The following is a 25702-nucleotide window of genomic DNA, read 5'->3' on the forward strand; positions in this document are numbered from 1 at the left end:
CCCGCCCTTCTGTGGCGGGCCCTCCGCCGCGCGCGGATTGCTCATCAACGATCAAGGAGACCTGCAGGGTGAAGATCAAGAGTCAGAGAGATTTCTTTTCGGGCGCGCTGTTCTGCGCCTTCGGCGTGGCGTTCGCCTGGGGCGCCACCTCGTACACGGTGGGCGACGGCGCCCGCATGGGCCCAGGCTACTTTCCGCTCATCGTCGGCGTGCTCATCGCCATCATGGGCACGCTGATCACGCTCAAGGCGATGACGGTGGACACGGAAGACGGCGAGCCCATCGGCCGCATCGCCTGGCGGCCGCTCATCTTCATCATCAGTGCCAACCTGGCCTTCGGCGTGCTGCTGGGCGGCCTGCCCAGCATCGGGCTGCCACCCATGGGGCTGATCGTGGCCATCTATGCGCTCACCTTCATCGCCAACCTGGCGGGCGACCACTTCAGCGTGAAGTCCTCGCTGGTGCTGGCCACCATCCTGGCGGTGGGCAGCTACCTCGCCTTCGTGGTCGCACTCAAGCTGCAGTTCCCGGTCTGGCCCACGTTCATCGCCTGATCCCCTTTCTCCAGAGACATACAAGAACACGGGCCTCATGGATCTCTTCAATAACCTGGCGATCGGCTTCGGCGTCGCCTTCACCTTCCAGAACCTCGTCTACGCCTTCGTCGGCTGCCTGCTGGGCACGCTGATCGGGGTGCTGCCGGGCATCGGCCCCGTCGCCACCATCGCCATGCTGCTGCCGGCCACCTATGCGCTGCCACCGGTGTCGGCGCTGATCATGCTGGCGGGCATCTACTACGGCGCGCAATACGGCGGCTCCACCACGGCCATCCTGGTCAACCTGCCCGGCGAGTCCTCGTCGGTGGTCACGGTGATCGACGGCTACCAGATGGCCAGGCAGGGACGGGCCGGACCGGCGCTCGCCGCTGCGGGCCTGGGCTCCTTCTTTGCGGGCTGCGTGGGCACCATCATCCTGGCCGCCTTCGCGCCGCCGCTGACCGAGCTGGCCTTCAAGTTCGGACCGGCCGAGTACTTCAGCCTGATGGTGCTGGGCCTGATCGGCGCCGTGGTGCTGGCCTCGGGCTCGCTGCTCAAGGCCATCACCATGATCCTGCTGGGCCTGGCCCTGGGCCTCGTGGGCACGGACGTGAACTCGGGCGTGGCCCGCTACAGCTTCGACATTCCGGAACTGACCGACGGCATCGGCTTCATCGCCATCGCCATGGGCGTGTTCGGCTACGGCGAAATCATCGGCAACCTGTCGCAGCCGGCCGAGCAGCGAGAGGTGTTCACGGCCAAGGTCAAGGGCCTGTGGCCCACGGCCGCCGACTTCAAGCGCATGACGCCGGCGGTGCTGCGCGGCACGGCGCTGGGCTCTGCACTGGGCATCCTGCCCGGCGGTGGCGCGCTGCTGTCGTCCTTCGCGTCGTACACGCTGGAGAAGAAGATCCGCCGCGCCCCTGGCGAGGTGCCTTTCGGCAAGGGCAACATCCGCGGCGTGGCCGGTCCCGAATCGGCCAACAACGCCGGTGCGCAGACCTCCTTCATCCCGCTGCTGACCCTGGGCATTCCGCCCAACCCGGTGATGGCGCTGATGGTGGGCGCGATGACCATCCACAACATCCAGCCGGGCCCGCAGGTGATGACCAGCAACCCCGAGCTGTTCTGGGGCCTGATCGCCTCGATGTGGATCGGCAACCTGATGCTGATCATCCTGAACCTGCCGCTGATCGGCGTGTGGATCAAGCTGCTGACCATCCCGTACAAATGGCTCTTCCCGGCCATCGTGCTGTTCTGCGCGGTGGGCGTGTACTCGGAGAACAACAACACCTTCGACGTGTGGATGGTGGCGATCTTCGGCATCGTGGGCTACGCCTTCCTCAAGCTCAAGTGCGAGCCCGCGCCGCTGCTGCTGGGCTTCATCCTGGGGCCGATGATGGAAGAGAACCTCCGACGCGCGCTGCTGCTGTCGCGAGGCGAATGGAGCGTGCTCGTCACGCGGCCCATCTCGGCCTTCCTGCTCGTGGCCGCGGCCCTGCTGCTGGTGATCGTGCTGCTGCCGTCGGTGAAGGCCAAGCGGGAAGAGGCGTTCGTCGAGGAATGACGCAGCGCCACCGTGCGGCCAAGCCGCACGGTGGATGCGCAACGAAGAAGGACGCCCTGCGGCGCCCTTTCTGCTTTGGGAGCCCGCCCCGCTCAGCCGGCCGCGCCCTGCTGCGCCAGCCATGCCACCAGTTGCGGCAGCAGGGCCTGCGGATCGCCCTCTTCCACCGCCGTCGCCAGCGTCTGGCGAACGCCTTCGGCGATGGTGCCGGCCGCCCCGCTGTCGCGGGCCATGGTGGTGTAGTAGCCCAGGTCCTTGAACGCGTTGGCCATGCTGAAGCGCAGCCCGCTCGGGTCATGCGCCAGCAGGAAGGGCCGCAGCCGCTCCAGCGCCGTGCCGCCGCCGCCGCCCTTGGCGAGCACATCGACGAACACCTCTGCCGCCACACCCGCACGTTGCGCGCATGCCGCGGCCTCGGCGATCAGCGCCACCGAGCCCAGCGACACGTAGTTGTGCAGCAGCTTCATGCGGTGGCCGGCGCCCACGGGACCGCAGTGCGTGATGTTCTCGGCAAAGCACGCCAGCAGCGGGCGGCATTCTTCGAACAGCGCGGTCTCCGCACCCACCAGCAGGTTGAGCCGGCCTTCGGCGGCCTCCTTCGGTGTGCGGGTCATGGCAGCGTCCATGAAGCGCCCGCCGGCTTCGGCCACCACGCCGGCCAGACGCTCGGTGGAAGACGGGATGGCGGTGGAACAGTCGATGACGATGCCGCCGGGCCGCAGGCCCTGCAGCACGCCGCCCTCGCCGAGCAGCACGGCCTCCACCTGTGGCGAACCGGTGACGCACAACAGCAGCACGTCGACCTCGGCCGCGAGCGCCTGTGCGCTGCCGAAGGTGCGCACGCCTGCTGCCTTCAGGGAGTCCAGCGGCTGGTTGCCCGGATGCTCCAGCACGGCCAGCGAATGGCCATGACGCACGATGTTGGTGGCGATGCCGTGGCCCATCAGGCCCACACCGATCAGGCCGATCTTCTGGTTGCTCATCGGATGTCTCCTTCGTCTTTCGGTGGAATGTGTCGCGCTCAGCGCAGGGGCCGGCCCAGGCCGCCGGCGCACACGTACTTGATCTCGACGTAGTCATCCACGCCGTACTTGGAGCCTTCTCGGCCCACGCCCGATTCCTTGATGCCGCCGAAAGGCGCCAGCTCGGTGGAGATCAGGCCTTCGTTCAGGCCGACGATGCCCACCTCCAGCGCCTCGGCGACGCGCCAGGCGCGGGCGTAGTCCTGTGTGTAGAAGTAGGCCGCGAGGCCGAAGGGCGTGTCGTTGGCCATGGTCACGGCCTCGTCCTCGGTCTCGAAGCGGATCAGCGGCGCCACCGGACCGAAGGTCTCTTCCTGCATCAGCCGGGACTTCGGCGACACCTCGGCCAGGATGGTGGGCGTGAAGAAGCGCCCGCCCAGTGGATGCGGCTTGCCGCCCGTGACGATGCTCGCGCCCAGGGTCACCGCATCGTCGATGTGCTCACGCACCTTGGCCACCGCCGCGTCGTCGATCAGCGGGCCCAGCTGGACGCCGGGCGTCAGGCCATTGCCGACCACCTGCGCCTCCACCGTCTTGCGCAGCAGCGCGGTGAAACGCTCATAGATGCCCGACTGCACGAAGATGCGGTTGGCGCACACGCAGGTCTGCCCCGCGTTGCGGAACTTGGAGGCCATCACGCCAGCCACCGCGGCGTCCAGGTCCGCGTCGTCGAAGACGATGAAGGGCGCATTGCCGCCCAGCTCCATCGATACCTTCTTGACGGTGCCCGCGCACTGCGCCATCAAGGTCTTGCCCACCTCGGTGGAGCCGGTGAAGGAGAGCTTGCGCACCACCGGGTTGGCCGTGAGCTCGCCGCCCACGGTCGAGGCCGAGCCGGTGACCACGTTGAGCACGCCGGCCGGAATGCCCGCCTCCAGGGCCAGTTGCGCCAGGGCCAGCGCCGAATACGGCGTGGCCGACGCAGGCTTGATGACGATGGTGCAGCCGGCCGCCAGCGCGGCGCCGGCCTTGCGCGTGATCATCGCGTTGGGAAAGTTCCACGGCGTGATGGCCGCCACCACGCCCACGGGCTGCTTGAGCACCACGATGCGCCGATCCATGCTGGCGGCCGGTATCACGTCGCCATAGACGCGCTTGGCCTCTTCGGCAAACCATTCGATGAAGCTGGAGCCGTAGGCGATCTCGCCCTTGGCCTCGGCCAGCGGTTTGCCCTGCTCCAGCGTGAGGATCATCGCCAGGTCGTCCTGGTGCGCCATGCACAGGTCGAACCAGCGCCGCATCAGGCGCGAGCGCTCCTTGGCACTGGTCTCGCGCCACGCCGGCAGCGCCTGGTTGGCGGCATCGATGGCCGCGCGAACGTCGGCGGCGCCGAGTCGCGGCACCGTGCCAAGCACGCTGTCATCCGCGGGGTTGGTGACCGTCAGCGTGGCGCCGTCGGTGGCGTCGACCCAGCGGCCGCCGACGAAGCATTGCTGGCGAAAGAGTTCGGTGTGTTGGAGCTTCATGGTGCGTGCTTGGAATGAAAGGTGTCAGCGCAGAAGGTTGTCGGGCGTACGGCCGGCACGCAGTGCCTCGATGCCGTCGATGAGCAGCCAGCCCATGGCATCGCGCGTCTCGTATGTGGCGCTGCCGATGTGCGGCGAAAGGAAGACGTTGTCGAGGCCGCGGTAGCCGGGGTGGACGTGGGGCTCGTTGGCGAACACGTCGAGCCCGGCGCCACGGATGTGGCCGCGGCGCAGTGCATCGATCAGCGCCTCGTCATCGACCAGATCGCCGCGGGAGATGTTGACCACCACCGAGCCCGCCGGCAGGCGTGCCAGCCGTTCGGCATCGAAGACGCCCTTGAGCGCCGGCGAACCCGGGGCGGCGATCATGAGGATGTCGATGTCCCGGAGCATGCCTTCCAGCGTCGGGTGATAGGTGGCGCCCGCCTCCAGCTCAGGCGCGAGACGCGAGCGGTTGTGATAGTGGATGGCCAGGCCGAAGGCCCGCGCGCGTTCGGCGATGGCGCGGCCGATGCGGCCCATGCCGAAGATTCCCAGCCGCCGCCCGACCAGCCCCATGCCCAGCAGCTGGGTGGGCGCCCAGCCCTGCCAGGCGCCGCTGCGCACCAGCCGGTCGGCCTCGAAGCCGCGGCGGCAGGCATTGAGCAGCAGCATCAGCGCGATCTCGGCGCAGGCATCGCTGAGCACGTCCGGCGTGTGCAGCACCTGCACGCCGTGGGCGCGGGCGGCGGCCAGGTCGATGTGGTCGTGGCCCACCGACAGCGTGGCCACCGCGGCGAGCGAGGGCACCAGCGCGGCGATGACCTCGGCCGTCACCGGCTCGGTGGCCGTGACGAAGAGCAGGTGGCAGCCCTGCGCACGCGCCGCGATCTGTGCGGCGGACAGGATCGAATCGTCCTCGTTGACGACCAGCTCGAAGCGCTCGGCCAGTGCCGCCTCGACGGCGGGGGTGAAGCGTCGGCAAAGAAAGGCCCGGGGCCGATCGGGAAGGTTCATGACTGTCTCTCTGGGTTCTTCGTTGAGCCGGCCGTCGCCGTTTCACGCTCAAGTTGTATTACAAATACGTCACATCACTTCTGTCAAGCACGAAGCGCCGGTGCTATTCTTCGGCCCCCGACCTGCCCGCCCTCATCATGGCCTTCCCGATCCAAGACGATGCGACCTCCCGCGCTGCCGAAGGCACGCTGGCCGACCGGGTGACCGGCCTGATCGCAGCCGACATCCGCGCCCGCATCTACCCCGCCAACACGCGCCTGCCCACCGAGCTGGCCATGACCCAGCAGTACGGCGTGAGCCGCACGGTGATCCGCGAAGCCATCTCGCGCCTCAAGTCCGAAGGGCTGGTGGAAACGCGCCAGGGCAGCGGCACGGTGGTGCGCGACCCCAAGGCCGCCGATGCCTTCCGCCTGGGCCAGGGCAGCGGCAACGACGCCGAGTCGCCCGCGCATGGCGTGCTGCGCATCCTGGAGCTGCGCCGCGGCATCGAGGCCGAGATGGCAGCCCTGGCCGCCGAGCGCCGCACCGGCGCCGAGATGACGCAGATCCAGCAGGCGCTGCGCGCCATCGCCCGGGCCGAGAAGGAAGGCCGCGACGGCGTGGAGGAAGACCTGGCCTTCCACATCGCGATCTCGCGCGCGGCCCACAACACCCACTACACCGAACTGCTGGGCATGCTCACGCGGGCGTTGCATGACGCGATCCGCCTCACGCGCTCCAACGAGGCGCGGCGCACCGACCTGGCCGCACAGGTGCAGGCCGAGCACGAAGCCATCTGCGCCGCCATCAAGGCACGCGACGCCGCGGCGGCCCGCACCGCCGCCTTCATGCACATGCACAACACGGCGGGTCGCATCGAGCAGGCGGGCCAGGACTTCTGGACCGGCGACAGCCGGGCCGCCGCACGCCGCGTGGCGCGTGCCAAGCTGGGCGAGGCGGCAACACCCTCGCAAGCCAGGGCCGGCATGCCGGCAAAACCAAGGTAAACACCGTTTCCCCGAACAAAGTTGTCTGATAGATTCATCACACAACTTTGGCGCGCAGCCTGATCCTGGTCGACTCCACGGACCCTGCAGGCACTCGGCCCGCACCGCAACCCCCACCTCATCGCCATGAGCCCACCCCGCGTCCTGCTGACCGATCCGCTCCATCCCGATGCCCTCGCGGCTGTGTCGCAATGGGCGCAAACCGAGCAGATCCCCGACGGCGTGGTGCGCGACGCCAGCGACGCCTGGCTGCGCGATTCCATCGGCCGCTTCGACGGCATCGTCGTGCGTCGGCTGCTGCCGGCCGACCTGTTCGACGGCGCCGACCGCCTGCGCTGCGTGATGCGCCAGGGCGTGGGGCTGGACTTCATTCCCGTCGAGCGGGCCACGGCACGCGGCATTCCTGTCGGCAATACGCCGGCCGTCAATGCCAATGCCGTGGCCGAGTACGTGTTCGCCGCCCTGCTCGCGCACGCCCGGCAACTGGCCGACTTCGACGCCAGCGTGCGCGCGGGCGACTGGGCGGTGCGGGCCCAGGCCGGCGCCCGCACCTTTGAACTGCGAGGCCGCACGCTGGGCCTGATCGGCTTCGGCGCCATCGGCCAGCGCATCGCCGCCATCGCGCAGCAGGGCTTCGGCATGGCCGTGGCGGTGTGCACCGGCACGCCCGCCAAGGTGCCGGCAGGCATGACCGCCTTGCAACTGCCGGCGCTCTTTGCCGCCAGCGACTTCGTGGTCGTCGCCTGCCCACTCACGCCGCAGACGCGCGGCATGGTCGATGCCGAAGTGCTGTCGCACGCCAGGCCCGGCGCCGTGCTGGTCAACGTCGGCCGCGGCCCTGTCGTGCGCGAGGAAGACCTGGTGCAGGCGCTGGCCCACGGGCCCCTCGGCGGCGCCGTGCTCGACGTCTTCGAGACCCAGCCACTGCCCGCCGAGAGCGGCCTGCGCCAGCACCCGCGCGTGATGCTCACGCCGCACCTGGCCGGCATCACGCAGGAGGCCGAGCGGGCCATGGGCCTCATGGCCGTGGACACGCTGGCCGCCGTGCTGCTGCGTGGCGAGCAGCCGCCCAACATCGTCAACCCCGAGGTCTTCGGCACCGGGCCCCAGGCCGACCGCTGAAGCGCATCCACCCACACCCCCAAGAACAGGAGACACGCCATGAAGATCACCCGCATCACCGCCATTCCACTGTCGTACCGGCTGCCCGAGGGCAAGACCGTGACGATGGGCATCGGCAGCACGCTCAAGCGCGACTGCATCATCGTGCGCGTGGAGACCTCGGAAGGCATCACCGGCTATGGCGAGGCGCATCCGGGCCGCAGCCCAGGCGCCATCGTGAGCCTGATCCACAACACGCTGCAGCCGCTGCTGGTGGGCATGAACGCCACCGACGTGGTGGGCGCCTGGCAGCGGGTGCACCGCATGCAGCTGTCCAGCCACGGCCTGGGCGCCGGCACTTGCCTCGCGCTGTCGGGCATCGACATGGCGCTGTGGGACATCCGCGGCAAGGCCGCCAAGATGCCGCTGTACGAGTTGCTGGGCGGCTCGCACCGCCGCATTCCCGCCTACGCGGGCGGCATCGCGCTGGGCTACCAGAGCCCGGAATCGCTGGCCGAAGAAGCCCAGTCCTATGTGGCGCAGGGCTACAAGGCCGTCAAGCTGCGCATCGGCGACACCGTCAAGAACGACGTCGCGCGCCTGCGCAAGGTGCGAGCGGTGCTCGGCGACGACATCGACATCCTCACCGATGCCAACACCGCCTACACCATTGCCGACGTGCGTCGCGTGATGCCCGTGCTGGCCGAGATCCAGGCGGGCTGGCTGGAGGAGCCTTTCGCCTGCAACGACTTCGCCTCGTACCGCGAAGCCGCCAAGATCTCGCCGCTGGTGCCCATTGCGGCCGGCGAGAACCACTTCACCCGCTTCGAGTTCGGCCAGATGCTCGACGCGCGCGCCGTGCAGGTGTGGCAGCCCGACCTGTCGAAGAGCGGCGGCATCACCGAGGGCGTGCGCATCGCGGCCATGGCCTCGGCCTACCGCATTCCGCTGCATGCCCACAGCTCGGCCACCGGGCTCAACCATGCGGCCACGCTGCACTTCCTGGCAGCCACCGAGAACGCCGGCTACTTCGAGGCCTGCGTGTCGCACTTCAACCCCTTCCGCGACATGTTCGGCAGCACCTTCCAGATCGGCGACGACGGCTGCGTCGAGCCGCCGCGTGGCCACGGCATCGGCATCGAGGTGGACGAGTCGATCTTCGACAAGTACCCCATGGTCGATGGCCCGGGCTATGTCGTGAAGTTCTGACCCCCACCGCAGCCATCACCACGCCCGCCGGTGCACAACCGGCACCACGACAACGACGACGAACAACGGAGACAAGCCATGCAATTCGACAAGCGCCAACTGCTGCGGGCCATGGCCGCGGCCCCCCTGACCCTGGCCGTGGGCCGCGCCTGGGCCAATGACGACTACCCGAGCAAGCCCACGCGGATCATCGTGCCGTACACGCCGGGCGGCTTCAACGACACGCTCGCGCGCACCGTGAGCGACCGCCTCAACCGCACCTGGAAGCAGTCGGTGATGGTGGACAACCGCCCCGGCGGCAACACCGTGCTGGGCAACAACCTGGCCGCCAAGTCGCCGGCCGACGGCTACACCATCCTCATCACGCCCCTGCCCTTCTCGGCCCTGCCCGCGCTGTATGGCAACAAGCTGCCCTACAACGCCACGGCCGACTTCCAGCCGCTGGTGTGGGCCGGCTTCACGCAGAACGCGCTGGTCGTGCGGCCCGACCTGCAGGGCGTGACCAACGTGCGCGAACTCATCGCCTCCGCCAAGAAGAACCCCGGCAAGCTCAACTACGGCTCCACCGGCTCGGGCTCGTCCAACCATCTGTCGATGGAGCTCTTCATGAGCATGACGGGCACCAAGATGACCCACGTGCCCTACAAGGGCAGCGCGCCGGCCGTGATGGCCATGCTGGGCGGCGAGATCGACGTGCTGTTCGACAACATGCCCAACCTGATGCAGCAGATCAAGGCCGGCAAGCTCAAGCCCATCGGCGTGACCGGCGCCAGCCGCGCGGCGCTGCTGCCCGAGGTGCCCACGGTGCAGGAGGCCGGCGTGCCCGGCTACGAGGTGATCGTGTGGTTCGGCATGCAGATGCCGGCGGGCGTGCCCAAACCCATCGTCGAGCGCGCCAACCGCGACATCGTGGCCGTCCTGAAGGACCCGGAAGTGGTCAAGCTGTTCCGCGACCAGGGCGTCGAGGTGGTCGCCAGCACGCCCGAGGCCTTCGGCGAGCTGCTGGCCAAGGAGATTCCCAAGTGGACCAAGGTGGTGACTGACGCCGGCGTCAAGCTGGAGTGAGCACACGGGCGGGCAGGCGTGCACGAAACGTGCTGGCGGTCAGCCTGCCCGTCACACAATCGCACGCCATGCCCGCCAGCCTCAGCCCGCTGCCCCCGGCGCCTGCCGGTCAACCCTTCACCCGCGAGAGCCTGTTCGACGGCTCCGTGATGGCCGCCCTGAAGGCCTGCGCCCCACCCGACGTGCGGCTGCGCACCCAGGAAGAGCTGGACGCCTGCCTGGACGCCACCCTGGCGAGCCACGACCCGGCCGACGACCTCTACCTTTTCGGCTACGGCTCGCTGATGTGGAACCCCGCCATCCACCACATCGACGCCGCGCCCGCCCTGGTGCGCGGCTGGGGCCGGCGCTTCTGCCTGTGGCTGTACATGGCCCGCGGCTCCGTCGAACACCCCGGCCTGATGCTGGCCCTGGACCGCGGCGGCGCCTGCCGCGGCATCGCCCTGCGCATCGCGGCCGAGCAGGTGCGCAGCGAGCTGCAACTGGTCTGGCGGCGGGAGATGCTGTCGGGGGCCTATGCGGCGCGCTGGGTGATGGCCGAATGCCAGGGGGAGCGGCGGCGGATGCTGACCTTCGTCGCGAACCGTAAGCATCCGCGGTATGCGGGGCGGATGGAGCCGGGCGAGGTGGCGCGGTATATCGCCAGTGGGCGGGGGACGCTGGGGACTTGCCGGGATTACTTTCAGCGCACGATCTACGCGCTTAAAAGCCTGGAGGTAGACGATCCGGAGATGCGTCGCCTTGTACAAGCGCTTGATAGTGAACCCCGGAGCATCACTTAGTTGTTGCCCATAGGTCGGGATACGCAGTCTCTGCGGTGGAGGGTCGTACAGCAAGCCCGCAGCCTTTTCCGGAGACCGCTTGCAAGACCCCGCTCCTCGAAACCTTGCTCTTACGAAATCAGTGGCGTCCGAAGCTTTTTAGTTTGGGCAGAGGGATTTTTTAGACCCTTTCCCGGGTACATCCCCATACTGTCCAAAATAGACTCTTCCTGTTGACAAACGCTCTTTGTACGTTATGTAGCGTACTCAATAAGCGATGAGTGCTCGTCATTACCATTGAAATCGACGTGTAGGACGCTATTAGCTAATTTTCCTGCCACTTGGGTAAGCGCACAGGAGCGTATAACCTACTAATTCAATCCAGGAAAATTCCTCGGCAAAACGGATGAGCACAAATGATGTGTGGCAGCTAAAATGACGCAGTAGCGCGCCCTACGGATTAAATTCATTATTAACAATGATTTTCAATATTGAAGTTTGGAGAATTAATGTCTGTTCCAGAAAAACAAGTCTCTGCGCTTTTTTCAGTTAATGGAGGCATTGCCGATGAGGCAGTGCTACCCGCCTATGACGTCGGGCATCTTCTAATTGGTATCGCGAGAGCCTCAAATATCATCGCTCACGCATTTTCGAGTAACGACGAAATTAGAAAAAGGGCAGACTCTGCACATTCGGTTCAAACGCTGGTGACACCCTCGAGAAAGGGATGCTTTGAAGAGGAAATAATTTTCAGATTCAGCACCAAACTGGCTGAAGAGATCGGATTGAGCGTGATAGCTAACGCATTCTGGGACTATTATGCATTTAGCTGGTCCTCAGCAATAGGCGAGGATTACCGTCCAAAAACGCCTTTTTTAAGGCGCCGAATCTTGGCAAACGATGTTCTCGGGCCGGAAATGGCAGAAGCTCTCGAATCAGCTCTTCAGGATGTGCATCGCCCCATTGTTACCGACCGTGATTTAAACATAGAGATTATCCGCCCAAGGGTTGGAACTGTATTGAACCTAGACTCAAAAACATTGGATTACACAGCCACACAAGAGGATCCGTCTCAAAAAATAACCATAGTCGCCAATGTAACGAGATTCAATATCATAAGTGGCTTTGGGCGATTTTTTGTTCAATCTCTACAAAGAGTAGTACCATTTAAAGTAGCAGACAGCCGGGATAGCGAACTCATGAAGAAGGCGGGCGAATCAATGACGGATTCACAAATAAACTTTGGCAAAGGAAAGAGAAAATTCAGGGTTCATTTGATGTCAAGTGCGCAAGGTCAATTGAAGCGATATGTAGTACATCAAATATCATGAACAATTCCCTAGCTGACCAGTATTGTTCATATTTATGGTCGTACTTTTGTCTAACTAGAGACGAGTGGAAATTTTATTTAGACAGCGTATCCTCGATACTCGTAATTTTAGCCGGCCCGTTCGCGTTATACAAAATATTTCTTGAGTTACGTAGAATCAGAGAACAAAGTTTAAGTGACTCAAGCACCAAGACCTCGTCGGCGCAACTTAAGAGGACCGAATTCTTCTTGGCGCAGCATAGGCGCCTATTTGATGACAAAGAACTAAGAGAAGTGCTTTTGTACCTTGATGAAGATACAGATGAATTGGCTAACGTAAAACTATGGGAAAATAAGAGGAAATTTTTAACTTTTATTGAAGAAATGGCATTGCTTGTGGAGGCTGAAAAAATTGACAAAAACGTGGCGTATTACATGTTTGGGCACTACGCAATTTGCGCATCAAAGGGAAAAAATTTCTCTGAGGGCATCATGATGGAAGAGGAGCATTGGATGCTATTTTTTAAATTCGTGAAAGATGCAGAAGAATACAAAAGATCGGGTAAGCCAGATCTTTCTAAGCTTAGGCTATAAATTTCCTAAGTCCCGTTAAGCAGCAGGTTGGTATCTAAACCTCAAAATGCGGCTGAATCTCCCGAATCCGCTTGATCGCCACTCCCGCCGCCGCGGTCCGCGTCTCCACGCCTAACTTCACATACACCCGCTCCAGGTGCTTCTTGGCGGTGGCGGGGCTGGCGCCCAGGATCTCGCCGATGTCCTTGTTGGTCTTGCCCTTGACCACCCAGTACAGCACCTCGGCCTCGCGGGCGGTGAGTTTCAGGGCCAGGCTCATGGCCTCAATGACGGCGGTGTCCGAGAGCTCCCGGATGATGATGAGCCAGTCGCCTGCGCCGGGCACCGTCGCGCTGGGGGTGCCGTCGGCGTCACCGGTCTGGCGGTGCACGCGCAGCTGCAGGCGGCTCGCGGCCTGTTGGCCGATCTCCAGCGGCGGGGGTTCGGCGCCGGCCTGCTGGGCCTGGGGCAGGTGGCGCTCCAGCCAGGCCACGATGGCGGCGGGCGTGGCGGGCGCCTCGGTGCCGCAGTAGCGCATCAGAAGCTCGCGCGCCAGCGAGGTTTGCCAGATCAGCCGGCCCTCGGGCATGCGCACGGTGATGCTGGCGTAGCCGAAGGCGTCCAGGGCATTGCGGGCCTGGCCCGCTTGCTGGGCCTGCTGGCGTGCGCGGCGGGCGCCTTGCAGGTGCACGTTCATGCGGGCCAGCACTTCCTTGGGCTTGATGGGCTTGGTGACGTAGTCCACGCCGCCCGATTCCAGTGCCGCGACCAGGTGCTCGGTCTCGGTCAGGCCGGTCATGAAGACGATGGGGATGTCGGCCGTGGCGGCGTCGGCCTTGAGGCGGCGCGCCACCTCGAAGCCGTCCATGCCCGGCATCATGGCGTCGAGCAGCACGATGTCTGGATGGGCCTGCGCGGCGCGGGCCAGCGCGGTGGGGCCGTCGGTGGCGACGAGCACGGTGTAGCCCGATTCGTCCAGCGCGTCGTGCAGCACGGCCAGGTTGTCGGGCACGTCGTCGACCACCAGCACGAGGTCGCCGCGCGCGGTGTTCTCGCGCAGGCTGGCGGCCAGGGGCGAGATGGCGGGCGCGAAGGCGCTACCGCCGTCGGAGGGGTCGTCGATGCCAATGCCGTTCATGTTCTCAGGAAGCTTCCAGCGCTTCGGCCAGGGCGCGGCCCATGTCGTCGAAGCGGAACTGCCGCGCCAGCGTGCGCTGCTGCGCCGTCCAGCCCGCGCATTCGGGCTGGGTGGCGTCGATGTCGTCGAGCTTGGTCATGATCCCGCGAAGGTAGCCGAGTTGGACGGCCTCCTCCAGCGCGCGCAGGCGCTCGGCGGCCGGGGCGACGATGGCGGCGGGAACGGCGGGGGGCGGCGCCTTGGCTGCGGCGGGGTCGGCCGTCCAGCGCAGGTCGAGCCGGCGGCCGATCCAGTCGAGCAGCTCGCTGTGGCGCACCGGCTTGACGAAGAAATCCTCGGGCGTGATGCCCACGTCGTTCTCCAGCCGCTTGTCGAAGGCGTTGGCCGAGACGATGGCGAACCGGGTGTCGTGACCACTCCCCCTCGCGGCCGACAGCAGCGCCCGCGCGCGGCGGATCGTCTCCCAGCCGTCGATGCCCGGCATGGCCAGGTCCACGAAGACGGCATGCGGCCGGTAGCCGGCGGCCAGCAGGTCCAGCGCATCGTGCCCGCTGGCGGCGGTGCGCAGCTCGAAGCCCAGGGGCTGCAGCAGGTGCACCAGCAGGTCACGGTCGGCCTCTTCGTTGTCGATCACCAGCAGCTGTTGGCGCGGGCCTTCGTAGCCACGGCGGGGCGTGGGCACCTCGGCGGAGGGCACCGACACCGTGCCGGGACTGCCGCCGCTGGAGGCACCATGGACCTGCGTGCCGGCCGTGGCCTCGTGCACCCGCGGCAGGAACAGCCGCACCCGGAATACTGCGCCCTGCCCCGGCGTGCTGCTGACCTTCATCTCGCCGCCCATCAGGTCGGTGAGCATCTTGGCCATGGTCAGGCCCAGGCCCGCGCCGGGGGCGCTGCCGCGCGAATCGCCACGGGCGAAGGGCTCGAAGATGCGGGCCAGCTCGTCGGCGGTCAGACCGGGGCCGGTGTCCTCCACCTCCAGCGTGGCGAACTCGCGGGCATAGGCCGCGCGCAGCGTGACCTGGCCGCGGGCGGTGAACTTGATGGCATTGCCCAGCAGGTTGATGAGGATCTGCCGCACCCGCTTCTCGTCGGCGCGCACCACGGCCGGCAGCTGCGCGGCGGGCTCGAAGACGAAGCGCAGGCCCTTGTCCGAGGCCTGCAGCTCGAACATGTCGGCCAGCGACTGCAGCATGTCGCCGAAGGCCATGGGCTTGGCCTGCAGCGTGAGCTTGCCCGCCTCGATGTGGGCCAGGTCCAGCGTGCCCTCGATGAGCGAGAGCAGGTGCTCGCCGCCGCGCTTGATGACGGCCACGGCCTGCTGGCGGTGCGGCGGCACCGAGGGGTCCTGCCCCATCAGCTGCGCATAGCCCAGGATGCTGTTGAGCGGCGTGCGCAGCTCGTGGCTGATGGCGCTGATGTAGCGGCTCTTGGCCTGGTTGGCGGCCTCGGCGGTCTGGCGGGCCTCGTCGGCGGCCTGGCGCGAGGCCTGCAGGGCGCGGTCAGTCTGACGGTGCAGCTCGATCTCGCGCACCAGCAGATGGGTCTGGCGGTTGGATTCTTCCTGCGCCACCTTGCGGCTCTGGTGCGCCAGCACCAGCCACCAGGCCACGATGCCGGCGATGAGCAGCAGCGCCATGTAGGCCTTGAGAAAGCCCGAGCCCAGGGCCTGCGCCGCCTCGCTGCCGGCGGCGCGCCCGGCCGCCACCGAGGGCGCGCCGCCGCTGTCGATCCAGTCGCCGATGCCGCGCAGCTCCTGTTGATAGAGCACGCCGAAGACGGCGGCCAGCAGCGGCACCACGATGAGCATCAGCATCAGGAAGTGGCCCAGGCCCGTGTCGAGGTAGGGCCACACGCGCCGGGGCAGCAGCCACCGCAGCACGGCCGACCACTGCGCCGACAGGCCCGCATGCGGCTTGCACAGGTCGCCGCAGCGGGCGTCGAGGGTGCAGCACAGCGAGCAGATGTCGCCCTGGTAGGCCGGGCAGTGGGCCATGTCGGGGCCTTCGTACTCGCGCTCGCAGATGACGCAGCGGCGGGGGGCCAGGCGCTGGTAGGAGGCTTCGGGGGCGACCCAGTGGATGCGATGGGCCCGCTGCCGCGATGCGGATGGCTGTTGCGCCTTCCCCCCCTGGGGGAAGGCGGGGATGGGGGCCACGACGCCCAGTGATGAGCGCTGCGCCTGAGCTGGCCCCCACCCCTGCCCTCCCCCAGGGGGGGAGGGGGGAACAGCCTGGGCGCCGCTGGAGGGAGCGGGCGCAGCGGCAGCAGGCGGCCCCGGCTGGCGCGCCAGGTAGAAGCGCCCGCGCGTGACCCAGGCGATCAGCGGCGAGGCCGCCAGCGCCGTGCCCAGCGCGATGACGGCCGAGAAGGCCTGCGCCAGGGGCCCGAAGACGCCCAGGTGCGCCGTGATCGATACGCCCGAGGCCAGCGCCATGGCGCCCACGCCCACGGGGTTGATGTCCCAAAGGTAGGCCCGCTTGAACTCGATGCCCGGCGGCGACAGGCCCAGGGGCTTGTTGATGACCAGGTCGGCCACCACGGCCATCATCCAGGCGATGGCGATGTTGGCGTACAGGCCCAGCACGTCGCCCAGCGCCTCGAAGACGTTCATCTCCATCAGCATGAAGGCGATCAAGGCGTTGAACACCACCCACACCACGCGGCCGGGATGGCTGTGCGTCACGCGCGAGAAGAAGTTGCTCCAGGCCAGCGAGCCGGCATAGGCGTTGGTGACATTGATCTTGAGCTGAGAGATGACCACGAACAGCGCCGTGGCCGCCACCGCCCAGCCGTACTGTGGAAAGACGTACTCGTAGGCGGCCAGGTACATCTGGTTCGGGTCCACCGCCCGCTCGGTGGGCACCATGTGGGTGATGGCCAGGTAGGCCAGCAGGGCGCCGCCCAGCATCTTGGCCACGCCCAGCACCACCCAGCCCGGGCCGCCCGCCACCACGGCCGCCCACCACCGCCCCCGGTTGGCGGCGGTGCGCGCCGGCATGAAGCGCAGGTAGTCGGCCTGTTCCCCCATCTGGGTGATGAGCGCAATGCCGACCGTCAGGGCGGCACCAAATCCGTGCAAACCGAAGCTGGAGGTGCCACCGCGATCACCACCGTAGTGCGTGATGCCCGCAAATGCACCAGGATCGCGCGCCAGCACGAAGGCAAAGGGCACCACCAGCATCAGCAGCCAGATGGCCTGCGTCCAGACCTGCAGCCGGCTGATGGCCGAGACGCCGTGCGTCACCAGCGGAATCACCACCAGCGCGCAGACCAGGTAGCCCCAGGCGGGGGGGATGCCCAGCGCCAGCTCCAGCGCATAGGCCATCACGGCGGCTTCGAGCGCGAAGAAGATGAAGGTGAAGCTCGCGTAGATCAGCGAGGTGATGGTCGAGCCGATGTAGCCGAAGCCGGCGCCGCGCGTCAGCAGGTCCATGTCCACGCCGTAGCGGGCCGCATAGGCGCTGATCGGCAGTCCGGCCAGGAAGATGATGAGCCCCGTCGCCACGATGGCCCAGAAGGCATTGGCAAAGCCGAACTGCACCAGCAGCGTGGCGCCCACGGCCTCCAGGATCAGGAAGGACGCAGCGCCGAAGGCCGTGTTGGCCACCCGCCATTCGGACCACTTGCGAAAGCGCTGCGGCGTGAAGCGCAGGGCGTAGTCCTCCAGCGTCTCGCTGCCGACCCAGCTGTTGTAGTCGCGGCGGACCTTGACGATGCGCTGGGGCGCGTCGTCGGCGGCGGACACGGCGGAGGTGGGCGGAGCGTCGGCGTTCACAGGCGGCAGAGTGCAGCTTTCATGCCGAGCAAGGCACGACTGTTGCAAAGCGTTGACGCTGCCTATCATGCGGCGCGCCGCCCCCCCTGCGGAGGCCCGCGGCCGATCCGGGCCGCCCGGACACCCTGAGCAAAGCGAACCATGGAACTCACGCCCCGAGAAAAAGACAAGCTGCTGATCTTCACCGCCGCCCTGCTGGCGGAGCGGCGCAAGGGCCGCGGCCTGAAGCTCAACTACCCCGAGGCCGTCGCGCTGATCTCGGCTGCCGTGATGGAGGGCGCCCGCGACGGCAAGACCGTCGCGCAGTTGATGAGCGAAGGCCGCGAGGTGCTGACCCGCGACGACGTGATGGAGGGCGTGCCCGAGATGATCCCGGACATCCAGGTCGAGGCCACCTTTCCCGACGGCACCAAGCTCGTGACGGTGCACCAGCCCATCGAATGAGCGCCCGGTCCGCCCTGCACTGTCCGGCCCGACCCGCTCCTCCTCCCCGATTCCTCCGAAAGACGCCCATGCGCATGTCCCGCCCCCTGCTGCTTCGCATCGCCACCGCCCTGGCCGCCACGGCCGCCCTGCCCGCCCTGGCCCACACCGGCGCCGATGCCGGGATGCACCACGGCTTCGTCGCCGGCTTCATGCACCCGCTGACCGGCCTGGACCACCTGGCCGCCATGGTGGCGGTGGGCCTGTGGAGCGCCCTGGCCGCCAAAGGCCGCCGCGAGCTGCTGGCCGCGCCCATCGGCTTCGCCGGCATGCTGCTGGCCGGCGCGCTGGCGGGCCTGGCCGGCCTGTCGCTGCCGGCGGTGGAACCCATGATCGCCGCCTCGCTGCTGGTGCTGGGCCTGCTGGTGGCCACGCAGCGCCGCCTGCCGGCACTGGCCGCCGCCGCGCTGGTGGGCGTGTTCGCCGTGTTCCACGGCATCGCCCACGGCCGCGAACTGGCCGAGCACGGCGGCGCCGTCGCCACGCTGGCGGGCATGCTGGTCGCCACCGTCGGCCTGCACGCCGCGGGCATCGGCCTGGGCCTGGCGCTGCGTCATGCCAACCGCTGGCTGCCGCGCATCGCCGGTGCCGCCGTCGGCCTGTTCGGCCTGGCCCTGCTGGGCGGCATCGCCTGATCGAAAGGCGACGCACATGATCCCGGGCGAACTGCTCATCGACGCGGGCGACCACGACCTCAACCCCGGCCGCCGCACGCTCACCGTCGTCGTCAAGAACGGCTCGGACCGGCCGATCCAGGTCGGCTCCCACTACCACTTCGCCGAAACCAACGGCGCCCTCGACTTCGACCGCGAGGCCGCGCGCGGCATGCGGCTGAACATCGCCTCGGGCACCGCCGTGCGCTTCGAGCCCGGCCAGCAGCGCACCGTCGAGCTGGTCGACTTCGCGGGCGACCGCATCGTCCACGGCTTCCGCGGCCTGGTGCAAGGAAAACTCTGATGGCCTCCATTTCGCGCCGCGCCTACGCGGAAATCTTCGGCCCCACCGTCGGCGACCGCGTGCGCCTGGCCGACACCGGCCTCGTGATCGAGGTCGAGCAGGACTACACGCTGCGTGCCGGCGGCTACGGCGAAGAGGTGAAGTTCGGCGGCGGCAAGACCATCCGCGACGGCATGGCCCAGAGCCAGCGCACGCGGGCCGAAGGCGCTGTCGACACGGTGCTGACCAACGCGCTCATCCTCGACCACTGGGGCATCGTCAAGGCCGACATCGGCCTCAAGGACGGGCGCATCGCCGCCATCGGCAAGGCCGGCAACCCCGACACCCAGCCGGGCGTGGACATCGTCATCGGCCCGGGCACCGAAGTCATCAGCTGCGAGGGCAACATCGTCACCGCGGGCGGCATCGACAGCCACATCCACTTCATCTGCCCGCAGCAGATCGAGGAGGCCCTGGCCAGCGGCGTGACCACCATGCTCGGCGGCGGCACCGGCCCGGCCACCGGCACCTTCGCCACCACCTGCACGCCCGGCCCCTGGCACATCGAGCGCATGCTGCAGGCGGCCGATGCCTTTCCGATGAACCTGGGCTTCCTGGGCAAGGGCAACGCCAGCCGCACGGCGCCGCTGCACGAGCAGATCGAGGCCGGCGTCATCGGGCTGAAGCTGCACGAGGACTGGGGCACCACGCCCTCGGCCATCGACCACTGCCTGGAAGTGGCCGAGGCCACCGACACGCAGGTGGCCATCCACTCGGACACGCTCAACGAATCGGGCTTCGTTGAGGACACCATCGCCGCCACCAAGGGCCGCGCGCTGTGCGCCTTCCACACCGAAGGTGCGGGCGGCGGCCATGCGCCGGACATCCTGCGCGTGGTGGGCGAGGCCAACTTCCTGCCCTCGTCCACCAACCCCACCATGCCGTACACGCACAACACGCTGGACGAGCATGTGGACATGCTGATGGTGTGCCACCACCTGGACGCCGCCATCGCCGAGGACCTGGCCTTCGCCGAATCGCGCATCCGCAAGGAGACCATCGCGGCCGAGGACATCCTGCACGACATGGGCGCCATCAGCATGATGAGCAGCGACTCGCAGGCCATGGGCCGCGTGGGCGAGGTCATCATCCGCACCTGGCAGACGGCGCACAAGATGAAGGCGCAGCGGGGCACCCTGCCCGAGGACAGCGCGCGCAACGACAACTTCCGCGCCAAGCGCTACGTCGCCAAGTACACGATCAACCCGGCCATCTCGCACGGCATCAGCCACGAGGTGGGCAGCCTCGAAGTGGGCAAGTGGGCCGACATCGTGATCTGGAAGCCGGCCTTCTTCGGCGTGAAGCCCTTCTGCATCGTCAAGGGCGGCAGCATCGCCATGGCGGCCATGGGCGACCCCAACGCCAGCATCCCGACGCCGCAACCGGTGCACTACCGGCCCATGTTCGGCGCCTTTGGCGGCAACCTGGCAAAAAGCAGCCTGACCTTCGTGTCGCAGGCCGCGCATGCTGCCGACGTGGGCCGCCGCTACGGCCTGTCCAAGACGCTGGGCGTGGCCCGGAACATCCGCAACGTGCGCAAGAAGGACCTCATTCACAACGGCCTGACGCCGGTGATGGAGATCGACCACCAGACCTACGCCGTGCGTGCCGATGGCGTGCTGCTGACCTGCGAACCGGCCAAGGTGCTGCCGATGGCGCAGCGCTATTTCCTGTTCTGAAGAGGATGCCGGGCGGGGTTTCGACAGGCAGCGAGGTGCCGGCGCTGCGCATCCGGCTGGACGACCTGCGCGATGCGCGCATCGCACGTTTCCTCGAAGAGCATCTGGCCGACATGCGCCGCGTCTCGCCGCCGGAGAGCGTGCATGCGCTGGACCTGGAAGGCCTGTGCCGCCCGGAGATCCGCTTCTGGAGCGCCTGGACGCACGATGACCAAGGCGAGGCGCTGGCCGGCACGGTGGCGCTCAAGCGGCTGGATGACGGCCATGCAGAGCTGAAGTCAATGCGCACCGCCACCCACCTGCGCGGCCGCGGGGTCGCCGTGCAGCTGCTGGCCCATGCCCTGGCCGAAGCCCGCACCGCCGGTCACACGCGCGTGAGCCTGGAGACCGGCACCCAGCCCTTCTTCGCGCCGGCGCGGGCGCTCTATGCGCGCCACGGCTTCGCGCCCTGCCCGCCCTTCGGGGACTATGGGCCGGATCCGGCCAGCTGCTTCATGACCCGCACGCTGTGAGGTGTACCTCAGACGGTCAGCTCTGCTGCTCCATGCGATCACGGACCCAGGCACCCAGCTCATCCTCTCCCAGCTCGCCCGCGGCCAGACGGACGATGGCAGACACACACTCTTCATCGGTCGCCGTCAGCGTCCAGCCGTTCAGTTCGAGGAACACTTCAAGCGCCACGAATGCCACCCGCTTGTTGCCGTCCACGAAGGGATGATTGCGTGCCAGACCGAACGCATAGCTGGCTGCAGGATCGGCCACATCGGGAGATTCGTACAGCGCACGGTGCCGAGGCCGTGCCAACGCGGACTCCAGGCCGCCCTCGTCGCGCAGGCCCGCAGGACCGCCGTGCTCCGCCAGTTGCTCCTCGTGCACCGCACGCAAGAGCCCAGCACCGAGCCAGACCCAAGCCGCATTTGCAGCGCTCATTTGGCCAGCTCGCGCAGGACGTTGCGACGCTTCTTCATGACCTTGCGCGCGGCCTCCATCTGGCGCGCGAACTCTTCGTCATAGGGAGAGATGTGATACCCGCCGATGGCGGATTCGGACAGGAAGAGGTTGTCGCCCTTCTCGACATTCATCTTGGCGAGCATCTCCTTGGGAAAGATGACACCCACCGAATTGCCGATTTGCGTAAGCTTGACGATGGCCATCGCGCCTCCTAGAAGTTATAACAATCGTTATATTATCGACCTCTCCTCGCAGAGGCAATCCACCATGCTCACCGCCAACAAACTCATGCCCCAGGGCCGCGGCCTTGCGCCCGTGCTCGTCAAGCGCGCCGCCACGATCGAACTCGACTGGGATGTGCGCCAGAAGAGCCGCTTCGACACCACCGATTCGCAGGGCCGGCGCATCGGCGTCTTCCTGCCGCGCGGCACGGCGGTGCGCGGCGGCGACATCCTGGTGGTGGAAGACGGCTCGCTGGTGCGCGTGATCGCCGCGCCCCAGACGGTGCTGCGCATCACCCACTGCACGGCCCACGGCACGCCCTTCGACCTGGTGCGCGCCGCCTATCACCTGGGCAACCGCCACGTGCCCATCGAGCTGCAGCCCGACCACCTCAAGATCGAACCCGACCATGTGCTGGCCGACATGCTGCGCGCCATGCACCTGATCGTGAACGAGGTGCAGGAAGGCTTCGAGCCCGAGGGCGGCGCCTATGGCGGGCATGTGACCAACGACGGGCATTCGCACCATCACCATGGGCATGCGCATGGGGGTGGGCACGACCACGACCACGACCACGGTCACAAACACGACCACGACCATGAGCACGCACCCGCCGCCGCGAAGACGGCCCACGTGCATGGACCAGGCTGCGGCCATGACCACGGCCACGGCCACGGCCACGGCCATTCCCACTGACGCAAGAGATCGATGCTCGCCCCGCACAGCCTTCTGCAGCTCATCTGGCTCGCCTCGCCCGCGCTGCCCGTGGGCGGCTTCTCGTATTCCGAAGCGCTCGAGGCCGCCATCGAATGGGCCGGCGTCAAGGACGAGGCCGCCGCGGCCGAGTGGCTGGCCGGCCAGCTGCACCTGAGCCTGGCGCGGGGCGACCTGTCGGTGGTGGCGCAGGCCATCGCCGCCTGGTCGGCCGGCGACCTCGCCCGCGTGCAATCGCTCAACGACTGGGTGCGCCAGACACGCGAGTCCGCCGAGTTCCTGCTGCAGACCGAGCAGATGGGCCGCTCCTTCGTCGAATGGCTCAAGCTGCACCATGCCGACGCCGCCGCCTGCTTCGCGGAGCTGCCCCCCACCTACCCCGTGGCCTTCGCCTTCGCCGCCGCGCGGGCCGGTGCCACGGCGCAGGACGGCTGCCTGGCGTTCGCCTTCGGCTGGGCCGAGAACATGAGCGCCGCCGCCATCAAGGCCGTGCCGCTGGGCCAGAGTGCCGGCCAGCGCATCCTGGCGCGGCTGGCGCGGGAGATCCCCGCGGCGGTGGAGGCCGCCATGGCCTTGCCCGACGACCGGCGCCAATCCTTCTCGCCCATGCTGGCCATCCTGTCGGCGCGGCACGAGACCCAGTACTCGCGGCTGTTCCGCAGCTAGGCCCCGACCCGCCCCGCCTCCACCTTCCATCGCACACGACCATGACCGCCCTGCACCACGTTCCGAACCGCACCAAGAAACTGCCGCCCCTGCGCGTGGGCATCGGCGGGCCCGTCGGCTCGGGCAAGACCACCCTGCTGGAGATGCTCTGCAAGGCGATGCGCGCGCAGTACGACCTGATCGCCATCACCAACGACATCTACACCAAGGAAGACCAGCGCCTGCTCACCGTGGCCGGCGCGCTGCCCGCCGAGCGCATCCTGGGCGTGGAGACGGGCGGCTGCCCGCACACCGCCATCCGCGAGGACGCCTCCATCAACCTCGAGGCCATCGACCGCATGCTGGGCGACTTTCCCGATGCCGACGTGGTGTTCGTGGAAAGCGGCGGCGACAACCTGGCCGCCACCTTCAGCCCCGAGCTGTCGGACCTGACCATCTACGTGATCGACGTGGCCGCCGGCGAGAAGATCCCGCGCAAGGGTGGCCCCGGCATCACCAAGAGCGACCTGTTCGTCATCAACAAGACCGACCTGGCGCCCCACGTGGGTGCGGACCTGGGCGTGATGGAAGCCGACACGGTGCGCATGCGCCGCGGCAAGCCCTTCGTGATGACCAACCTCAAGACCCAGGACGGCCTGGCCCAGGTGGTGCGCTTCATCGAAGAGCGCGGCATGCTCGCCGCGGGCTGAGCCGGCTCGGCCGGAGCCGCATCAGCCGAGCACGCGCCGCACCCACAGCCCGTAGCGGCGCACCTCGCGCGAGAGCGTGGCCTTCTCGGCGTCGGGCGCCGCCTGCAGGGCCATGGTGAACGAGCCCAGCTGGAAGGCGGCGTACAGCGGCAGGTAGAGCGCCAGCAGCGACGACTGCACGGGCACGCCCGCTTCGCGAAGGCGCCCCATGAGCCAGTGCCGCTCGCCGGCATCGAGCCCGAACTCCACCGTGGCGCCGGCCACGTCCCACTCCAGCGGCTGACAGCCCACCAGGTCATGGGCCACGGCATGGTCCACCGCGTCGGCCTTGAGCAGCGTGCGGCCGTCCCACAGCCACTCCCAGGCATGCAGGCGGTTGTCGGTGAGCACGCGGCGCAGCGGCATGACCAGCGCCGCGGTGGGCAGCGCTGCGCGCCAGTCCTGCCAGGCGCGTGCCGCGTCCTCGCCCAGGCCCTTGCCGATGTTGTGGCCGGCCATGTCGAGCAGCACCTCGCGCGTGGCGCCGGCCGCAGCGGGCGCGGGCAGCCGCGTGCCGCGGAAGGCCAGGTAGTCGGCGAGCCGCTCCAGCAGCAGGCCCCGCGTGGGCTGCTGCGCCGCAGGCCACAGCGGCAGCGGCCGTGCATGGGCCAGCCAGCGCTCGGCGGTGAAGCCGTGCCACAGGCCCTGCACCGGCGGACAGAAGCCATGCCCTGCCAGCAGATGTCGCCGCGCGCAGGCCAGACGGCCGCCCCGGCCCAGGCCCGCGAAGCGCATCAGCCAGTCGCCGCCCTCGGCGGGCAGCAGGAACTTGAGCCGTTCCATGTGCACCTGCGCGGGCAGCGTCTGTGCGCCCTCGCCGTGCCAGGCACGCCATGCGCCGCCCGAGAGGCTCTGCATCTCGCCATGCACGCCCGGCAGCCGGTCGCGCACCCAGTCCGTCAGTGCATGGGGCGGCAGGGCGTCAGGCCCGGCCACCTCCTCGAAGCCGAGGTAATGCACGGGCTGCTCGCGCCATAGCAGGCGGGCCTCCACGCCCGCTGCGGGCCCCGGGCCATGGCCATGCGAAGGAAAGAGGTGCACGCGCGGCTGCGGCACGCCCGCGAGGCGCAGTGCCTCCACGCCGGCCATGAAGCTGCTGCCCGACAGGCCGGGGCCTTCGTCCACCACGGCCGCATCGGGCGCCCAGCCACCCGGCGGCAGACGACCCGCGCGCCGATCGAAAGGATGGCCCTGCGGGCGCAGCGTGTCGAAGCCAGGGGCCCGCAGGCCTGCCGCCACCATGGCCGCCAGGCTGGTGCCGATGCTGCGCAGGCCCACCACGCGCGTGCGTTCGCCCGACAGCGCGCCGGACTCGCGCACCTGCAGCGCGGCCATGCCATGCCCCTCGGGATAGAGCGCATAGAAGGCATAGCCCTCGCAGCGATGCACCGTGATCCAGGCGGGCAGGGACTGCCCGGCACAGGCGCGCACTGCTTCTTCCACCGCCTCGTCGTGGGCCAGCGCGAAGCCATAGCACCAGCTGTGCAGGCAGCAGCGCGCCAGCGCCAGCGTGAGATGGGTGACGCTGGCGACACCCGGCGTGACGCCATAGGAGAGCACTTCGTCGCCCACCGCATCCGCCACGCCCTGGAGCAGTTCGCCAGCCTCGATCAGCGCCTCCACCAGCCGCGCATGCCGCACGATGCCCGGCGGCAGGGCCCGCGCGCGGCGCAGTCCGATGCACACGCGCGCCAGCTTGGCGCGCGAGCGCTCCTGCCGCCGCCCATCGCCGTAGACGATCATGGCGCGTCCGCGT

General features: G+C 67.8%; 25 protein-coding genes. 17 read left to right on the forward strand and 8 right to left on the reverse strand.

Going from position 1 to position 25702, the window contains the following annotated elements:
- Nucleotides 1-68: 68 nt before the first annotated feature.
- Together BXA03_RS18735 and BXA03_RS18740 are read left to right on the forward strand one after the other, a co-directional pair.
- Nucleotides 69-554, forward strand: coding sequence for a tripartite tricarboxylate transporter TctB family protein (locus BXA03_RS18735; RefSeq protein WP_076510647.1), 486 nt, complete (start codon nt 69-71; stop codon nt 552-554).
- 37 nt (nt 555-591) lie between these two features.
- Entirely contained in the window at nt 592-2103 is a 1512-nt protein-coding gene (locus BXA03_RS18740) for a tripartite tricarboxylate transporter permease (RefSeq protein WP_076510649.1), read from the forward strand.
- Between the two features lie 92 nt (nt 2104-2195).
- On the opposite strand, the gene BXA03_RS18745 is transcribed toward BXA03_RS18740, so the two are convergent.
- The 3 genes from BXA03_RS18745 to BXA03_RS18755 are packed head-to-tail and all read right to left on the reverse strand — an operon-like array spanning nt 2196 to nt 5587.
- Entirely contained in the window at nt 2196-3086 is an 891-nt protein-coding gene (locus tag BXA03_RS18745; RefSeq protein WP_076510651.1) for an NAD(P)-dependent oxidoreductase, read from the reverse strand.
- A gap of 38 nt (nt 3087-3124) precedes the next feature.
- The gene (locus tag BXA03_RS18750; protein ID WP_076510653.1) at nt 3125-4591 is read right to left on the reverse strand and encodes an NAD-dependent succinate-semialdehyde dehydrogenase; all 1467 of its coding nucleotides are present in this window, start codon (nt 4589-4591) and stop codon (nt 3125-3127) included.
- Nucleotides 4592-4615: 24 nt separating this feature from the next.
- On the reverse strand, nt 4616-5587 hold the full coding sequence (locus BXA03_RS18755; protein WP_076510655.1) for a 2-hydroxyacid dehydrogenase: 972 nt from the start codon (nt 5585-5587) through the stop codon (nt 4616-4618).
- 137 nt (nt 5588-5724) lie between these two features.
- Here BXA03_RS18755 and BXA03_RS18760 point away from each other — a divergent pair, with 137 nt between their 5' ends.
- The 7 genes from BXA03_RS18760 to BXA03_RS26620 all read left to right on the forward strand — a co-directional run bounded on the left by BXA03_RS18760 (nt 5725) and on the right by BXA03_RS26620 (nt 12612).
- Nucleotides 5725-6573, forward strand: a complete 849-nt coding sequence (locus BXA03_RS18760; RefSeq protein ID WP_076510658.1) for a FadR/GntR family transcriptional regulator — start codon at nt 5725-5727, stop codon at nt 6571-6573.
- A 126-nt stretch (nt 6574-6699) separates the two neighbouring features.
- A complete protein-coding gene (locus tag BXA03_RS18765; protein WP_076510659.1) occupies nt 6700-7695 on the forward strand; it encodes an NAD(P)-dependent oxidoreductase in 996 nt (331 codons plus the stop codon).
- Between the two features lie 39 nt (nt 7696-7734).
- On the forward strand, nt 7735-8883 hold the full coding sequence (locus BXA03_RS18770) for a mandelate racemase/muconate lactonizing enzyme family protein (protein WP_076510661.1): 1149 nt from the start codon (nt 7735-7737) through the stop codon (nt 8881-8883).
- 78 nt (nt 8884-8961) lie between these two features.
- The gene (locus BXA03_RS18775) at nt 8962-9948 is read left to right on the forward strand and encodes a Bug family tripartite tricarboxylate transporter substrate binding protein (protein ID WP_076510663.1); all 987 of its coding nucleotides are present in this window, start codon (nt 8962-8964) and stop codon (nt 9946-9948) included.
- A gap of 68 nt (nt 9949-10016) precedes the next feature.
- A complete protein-coding gene (locus tag BXA03_RS18780; protein WP_076510783.1) occupies nt 10017-10730 on the forward strand; it encodes a gamma-glutamylcyclotransferase in 714 nt (237 codons plus the stop codon).
- Nucleotides 10731-11218: 488 nt separating this feature from the next.
- Nucleotides 11219-12040, forward strand: coding sequence for a DUF7946 domain-containing protein (locus BXA03_RS26615; protein ID WP_143476367.1), 822 nt, complete (start codon nt 11219-11221; stop codon nt 12038-12040).
- Nucleotides 12041-12312: 272 nt separating this feature from the next.
- Nucleotides 12313-12612 carry a hypothetical protein gene (locus BXA03_RS26620; protein ID WP_143476368.1) on the forward strand — a complete coding sequence of 100 codons (300 nt, stop codon included), beginning with the start codon at nt 12313-12315 and terminating at the stop codon, nt 12610-12612.
- Between the two features lie 34 nt (nt 12613-12646).
- Here the strand turns inward: BXA03_RS26620 and BXA03_RS18790 are convergent, their stop codons facing one another.
- Both BXA03_RS18790 and BXA03_RS18795 read right to left on the reverse strand, forming a co-directional pair.
- Complete coding sequence (locus BXA03_RS18790; RefSeq protein WP_076510668.1) at nt 12647-13729, reverse strand: response regulator transcription factor; 1083 nt, start codon at nt 13727-13729, stop codon at nt 12647-12649.
- A gap of 4 nt (nt 13730-13733) precedes the next feature.
- On the reverse strand, nt 13734-17576 hold the full coding sequence (locus tag BXA03_RS18795) for a hybrid sensor histidine kinase/response regulator (RefSeq protein ID WP_369822450.1): 3843 nt from the start codon (nt 17574-17576) through the stop codon (nt 13734-13736).
- Between the two features lie 72 nt (nt 17577-17648).
- Here BXA03_RS18795 and BXA03_RS18800 point away from each other — a divergent pair, with 72 nt between their 5' ends.
- The 5 genes from BXA03_RS18800 to BXA03_RS18820 all read left to right on the forward strand — a co-directional run bounded on the left by BXA03_RS18800 (nt 17649) and on the right by BXA03_RS18820 (nt 21177).
- Nucleotides 17649-17951, forward strand: coding sequence for an urease subunit gamma (locus BXA03_RS18800; protein ID WP_058644510.1), 303 nt, complete (start codon nt 17649-17651; stop codon nt 17949-17951).
- 68 nt (nt 17952-18019) lie between these two features.
- Nucleotides 18020-18625, forward strand: coding sequence for a HupE/UreJ family protein (locus BXA03_RS18805; protein ID WP_076510670.1), 606 nt, complete (start codon nt 18020-18022; stop codon nt 18623-18625).
- A gap of 16 nt (nt 18626-18641) precedes the next feature.
- Nucleotides 18642-18947, forward strand: coding sequence for an urease subunit beta (locus BXA03_RS18810; protein ID WP_076510672.1), 306 nt, complete (start codon nt 18642-18644; stop codon nt 18945-18947).
- Nucleotides 18947-20665 (forward strand): urease subunit alpha, encoded by a 1719-nt coding sequence (gene ureC / locus BXA03_RS18815; protein ID WP_076510674.1) that lies wholly within the window; start codon nt 18947-18949, stop codon nt 20663-20665. The genes BXA03_RS18810 and ureC overlap by 1 nt, the downstream gene beginning before the upstream one ends.
- A 5-nt stretch (nt 20666-20670) precedes the next feature.
- On the forward strand, nt 20671-21177 hold the full coding sequence (locus BXA03_RS18820; protein WP_076510676.1) for a GNAT family N-acetyltransferase: 507 nt from the start codon (nt 20671-20673) through the stop codon (nt 21175-21177).
- 16 nt (nt 21178-21193) lie between these two features.
- Here the strand turns inward: BXA03_RS18820 and BXA03_RS18825 are convergent, their stop codons facing one another.
- Both BXA03_RS18825 and BXA03_RS18830 read right to left on the reverse strand, forming a co-directional pair.
- Nucleotides 21194-21595, reverse strand: a complete 402-nt coding sequence (locus tag BXA03_RS18825; protein WP_076510678.1) for a type II toxin-antitoxin system death-on-curing family toxin — start codon at nt 21593-21595, stop codon at nt 21194-21196.
- The gene (locus BXA03_RS18830) at nt 21592-21819 is read right to left on the reverse strand and encodes an AbrB/MazE/SpoVT family DNA-binding domain-containing protein (RefSeq protein WP_076510680.1); all 228 of its coding nucleotides are present in this window, start codon (nt 21817-21819) and stop codon (nt 21592-21594) included. The genes BXA03_RS18825 and BXA03_RS18830 overlap by 4 nt, the downstream gene beginning before the upstream one ends.
- Before the next feature lie 64 nt (nt 21820-21883).
- On the opposite strand from BXA03_RS18830, the gene ureE reads away from it, so the two are divergent.
- Genes ureE through ureG form a run of 3 tightly spaced genes read left to right on the forward strand, consistent with a single transcriptional unit; the run spans nt 21884 to nt 23907 of the window.
- Complete coding sequence (ureE, locus tag BXA03_RS18835; RefSeq protein WP_076510682.1) at nt 21884-22534, forward strand: urease accessory protein UreE; 651 nt, start codon at nt 21884-21886, stop codon at nt 22532-22534.
- A 12-nt stretch (nt 22535-22546) separates the two neighbouring features.
- Complete coding sequence (locus BXA03_RS18840) at nt 22547-23218, forward strand: urease accessory protein UreF (RefSeq protein ID WP_076510684.1); 672 nt, start codon at nt 22547-22549, stop codon at nt 23216-23218.
- A gap of 41 nt (nt 23219-23259) precedes the next feature.
- Nucleotides 23260-23907 carry an urease accessory protein UreG gene (ureG, locus tag BXA03_RS18845; protein ID WP_076510686.1) on the forward strand — a complete coding sequence of 216 codons (648 nt, stop codon included), beginning with the start codon at nt 23260-23262 and terminating at the stop codon, nt 23905-23907.
- A 21-nt stretch (nt 23908-23928) separates the two neighbouring features.
- Here the strand turns inward: ureG and BXA03_RS18850 are convergent, their stop codons facing one another.
- Complete coding sequence (locus BXA03_RS18850; protein ID WP_076510688.1) at nt 23929-25689, reverse strand: hypothetical protein; 1761 nt, start codon at nt 25687-25689, stop codon at nt 23929-23931.
- Nucleotides 25690-25702: the final 13 nt, after the last annotated feature.

The sequence above is a fragment of the Pseudacidovorax sp. RU35E genome (assembly GCF_900156165.1).
Lineage (GTDB): Bacteria > Pseudomonadota > Gammaproteobacteria > Burkholderiales > Burkholderiaceae_C > Xenophilus.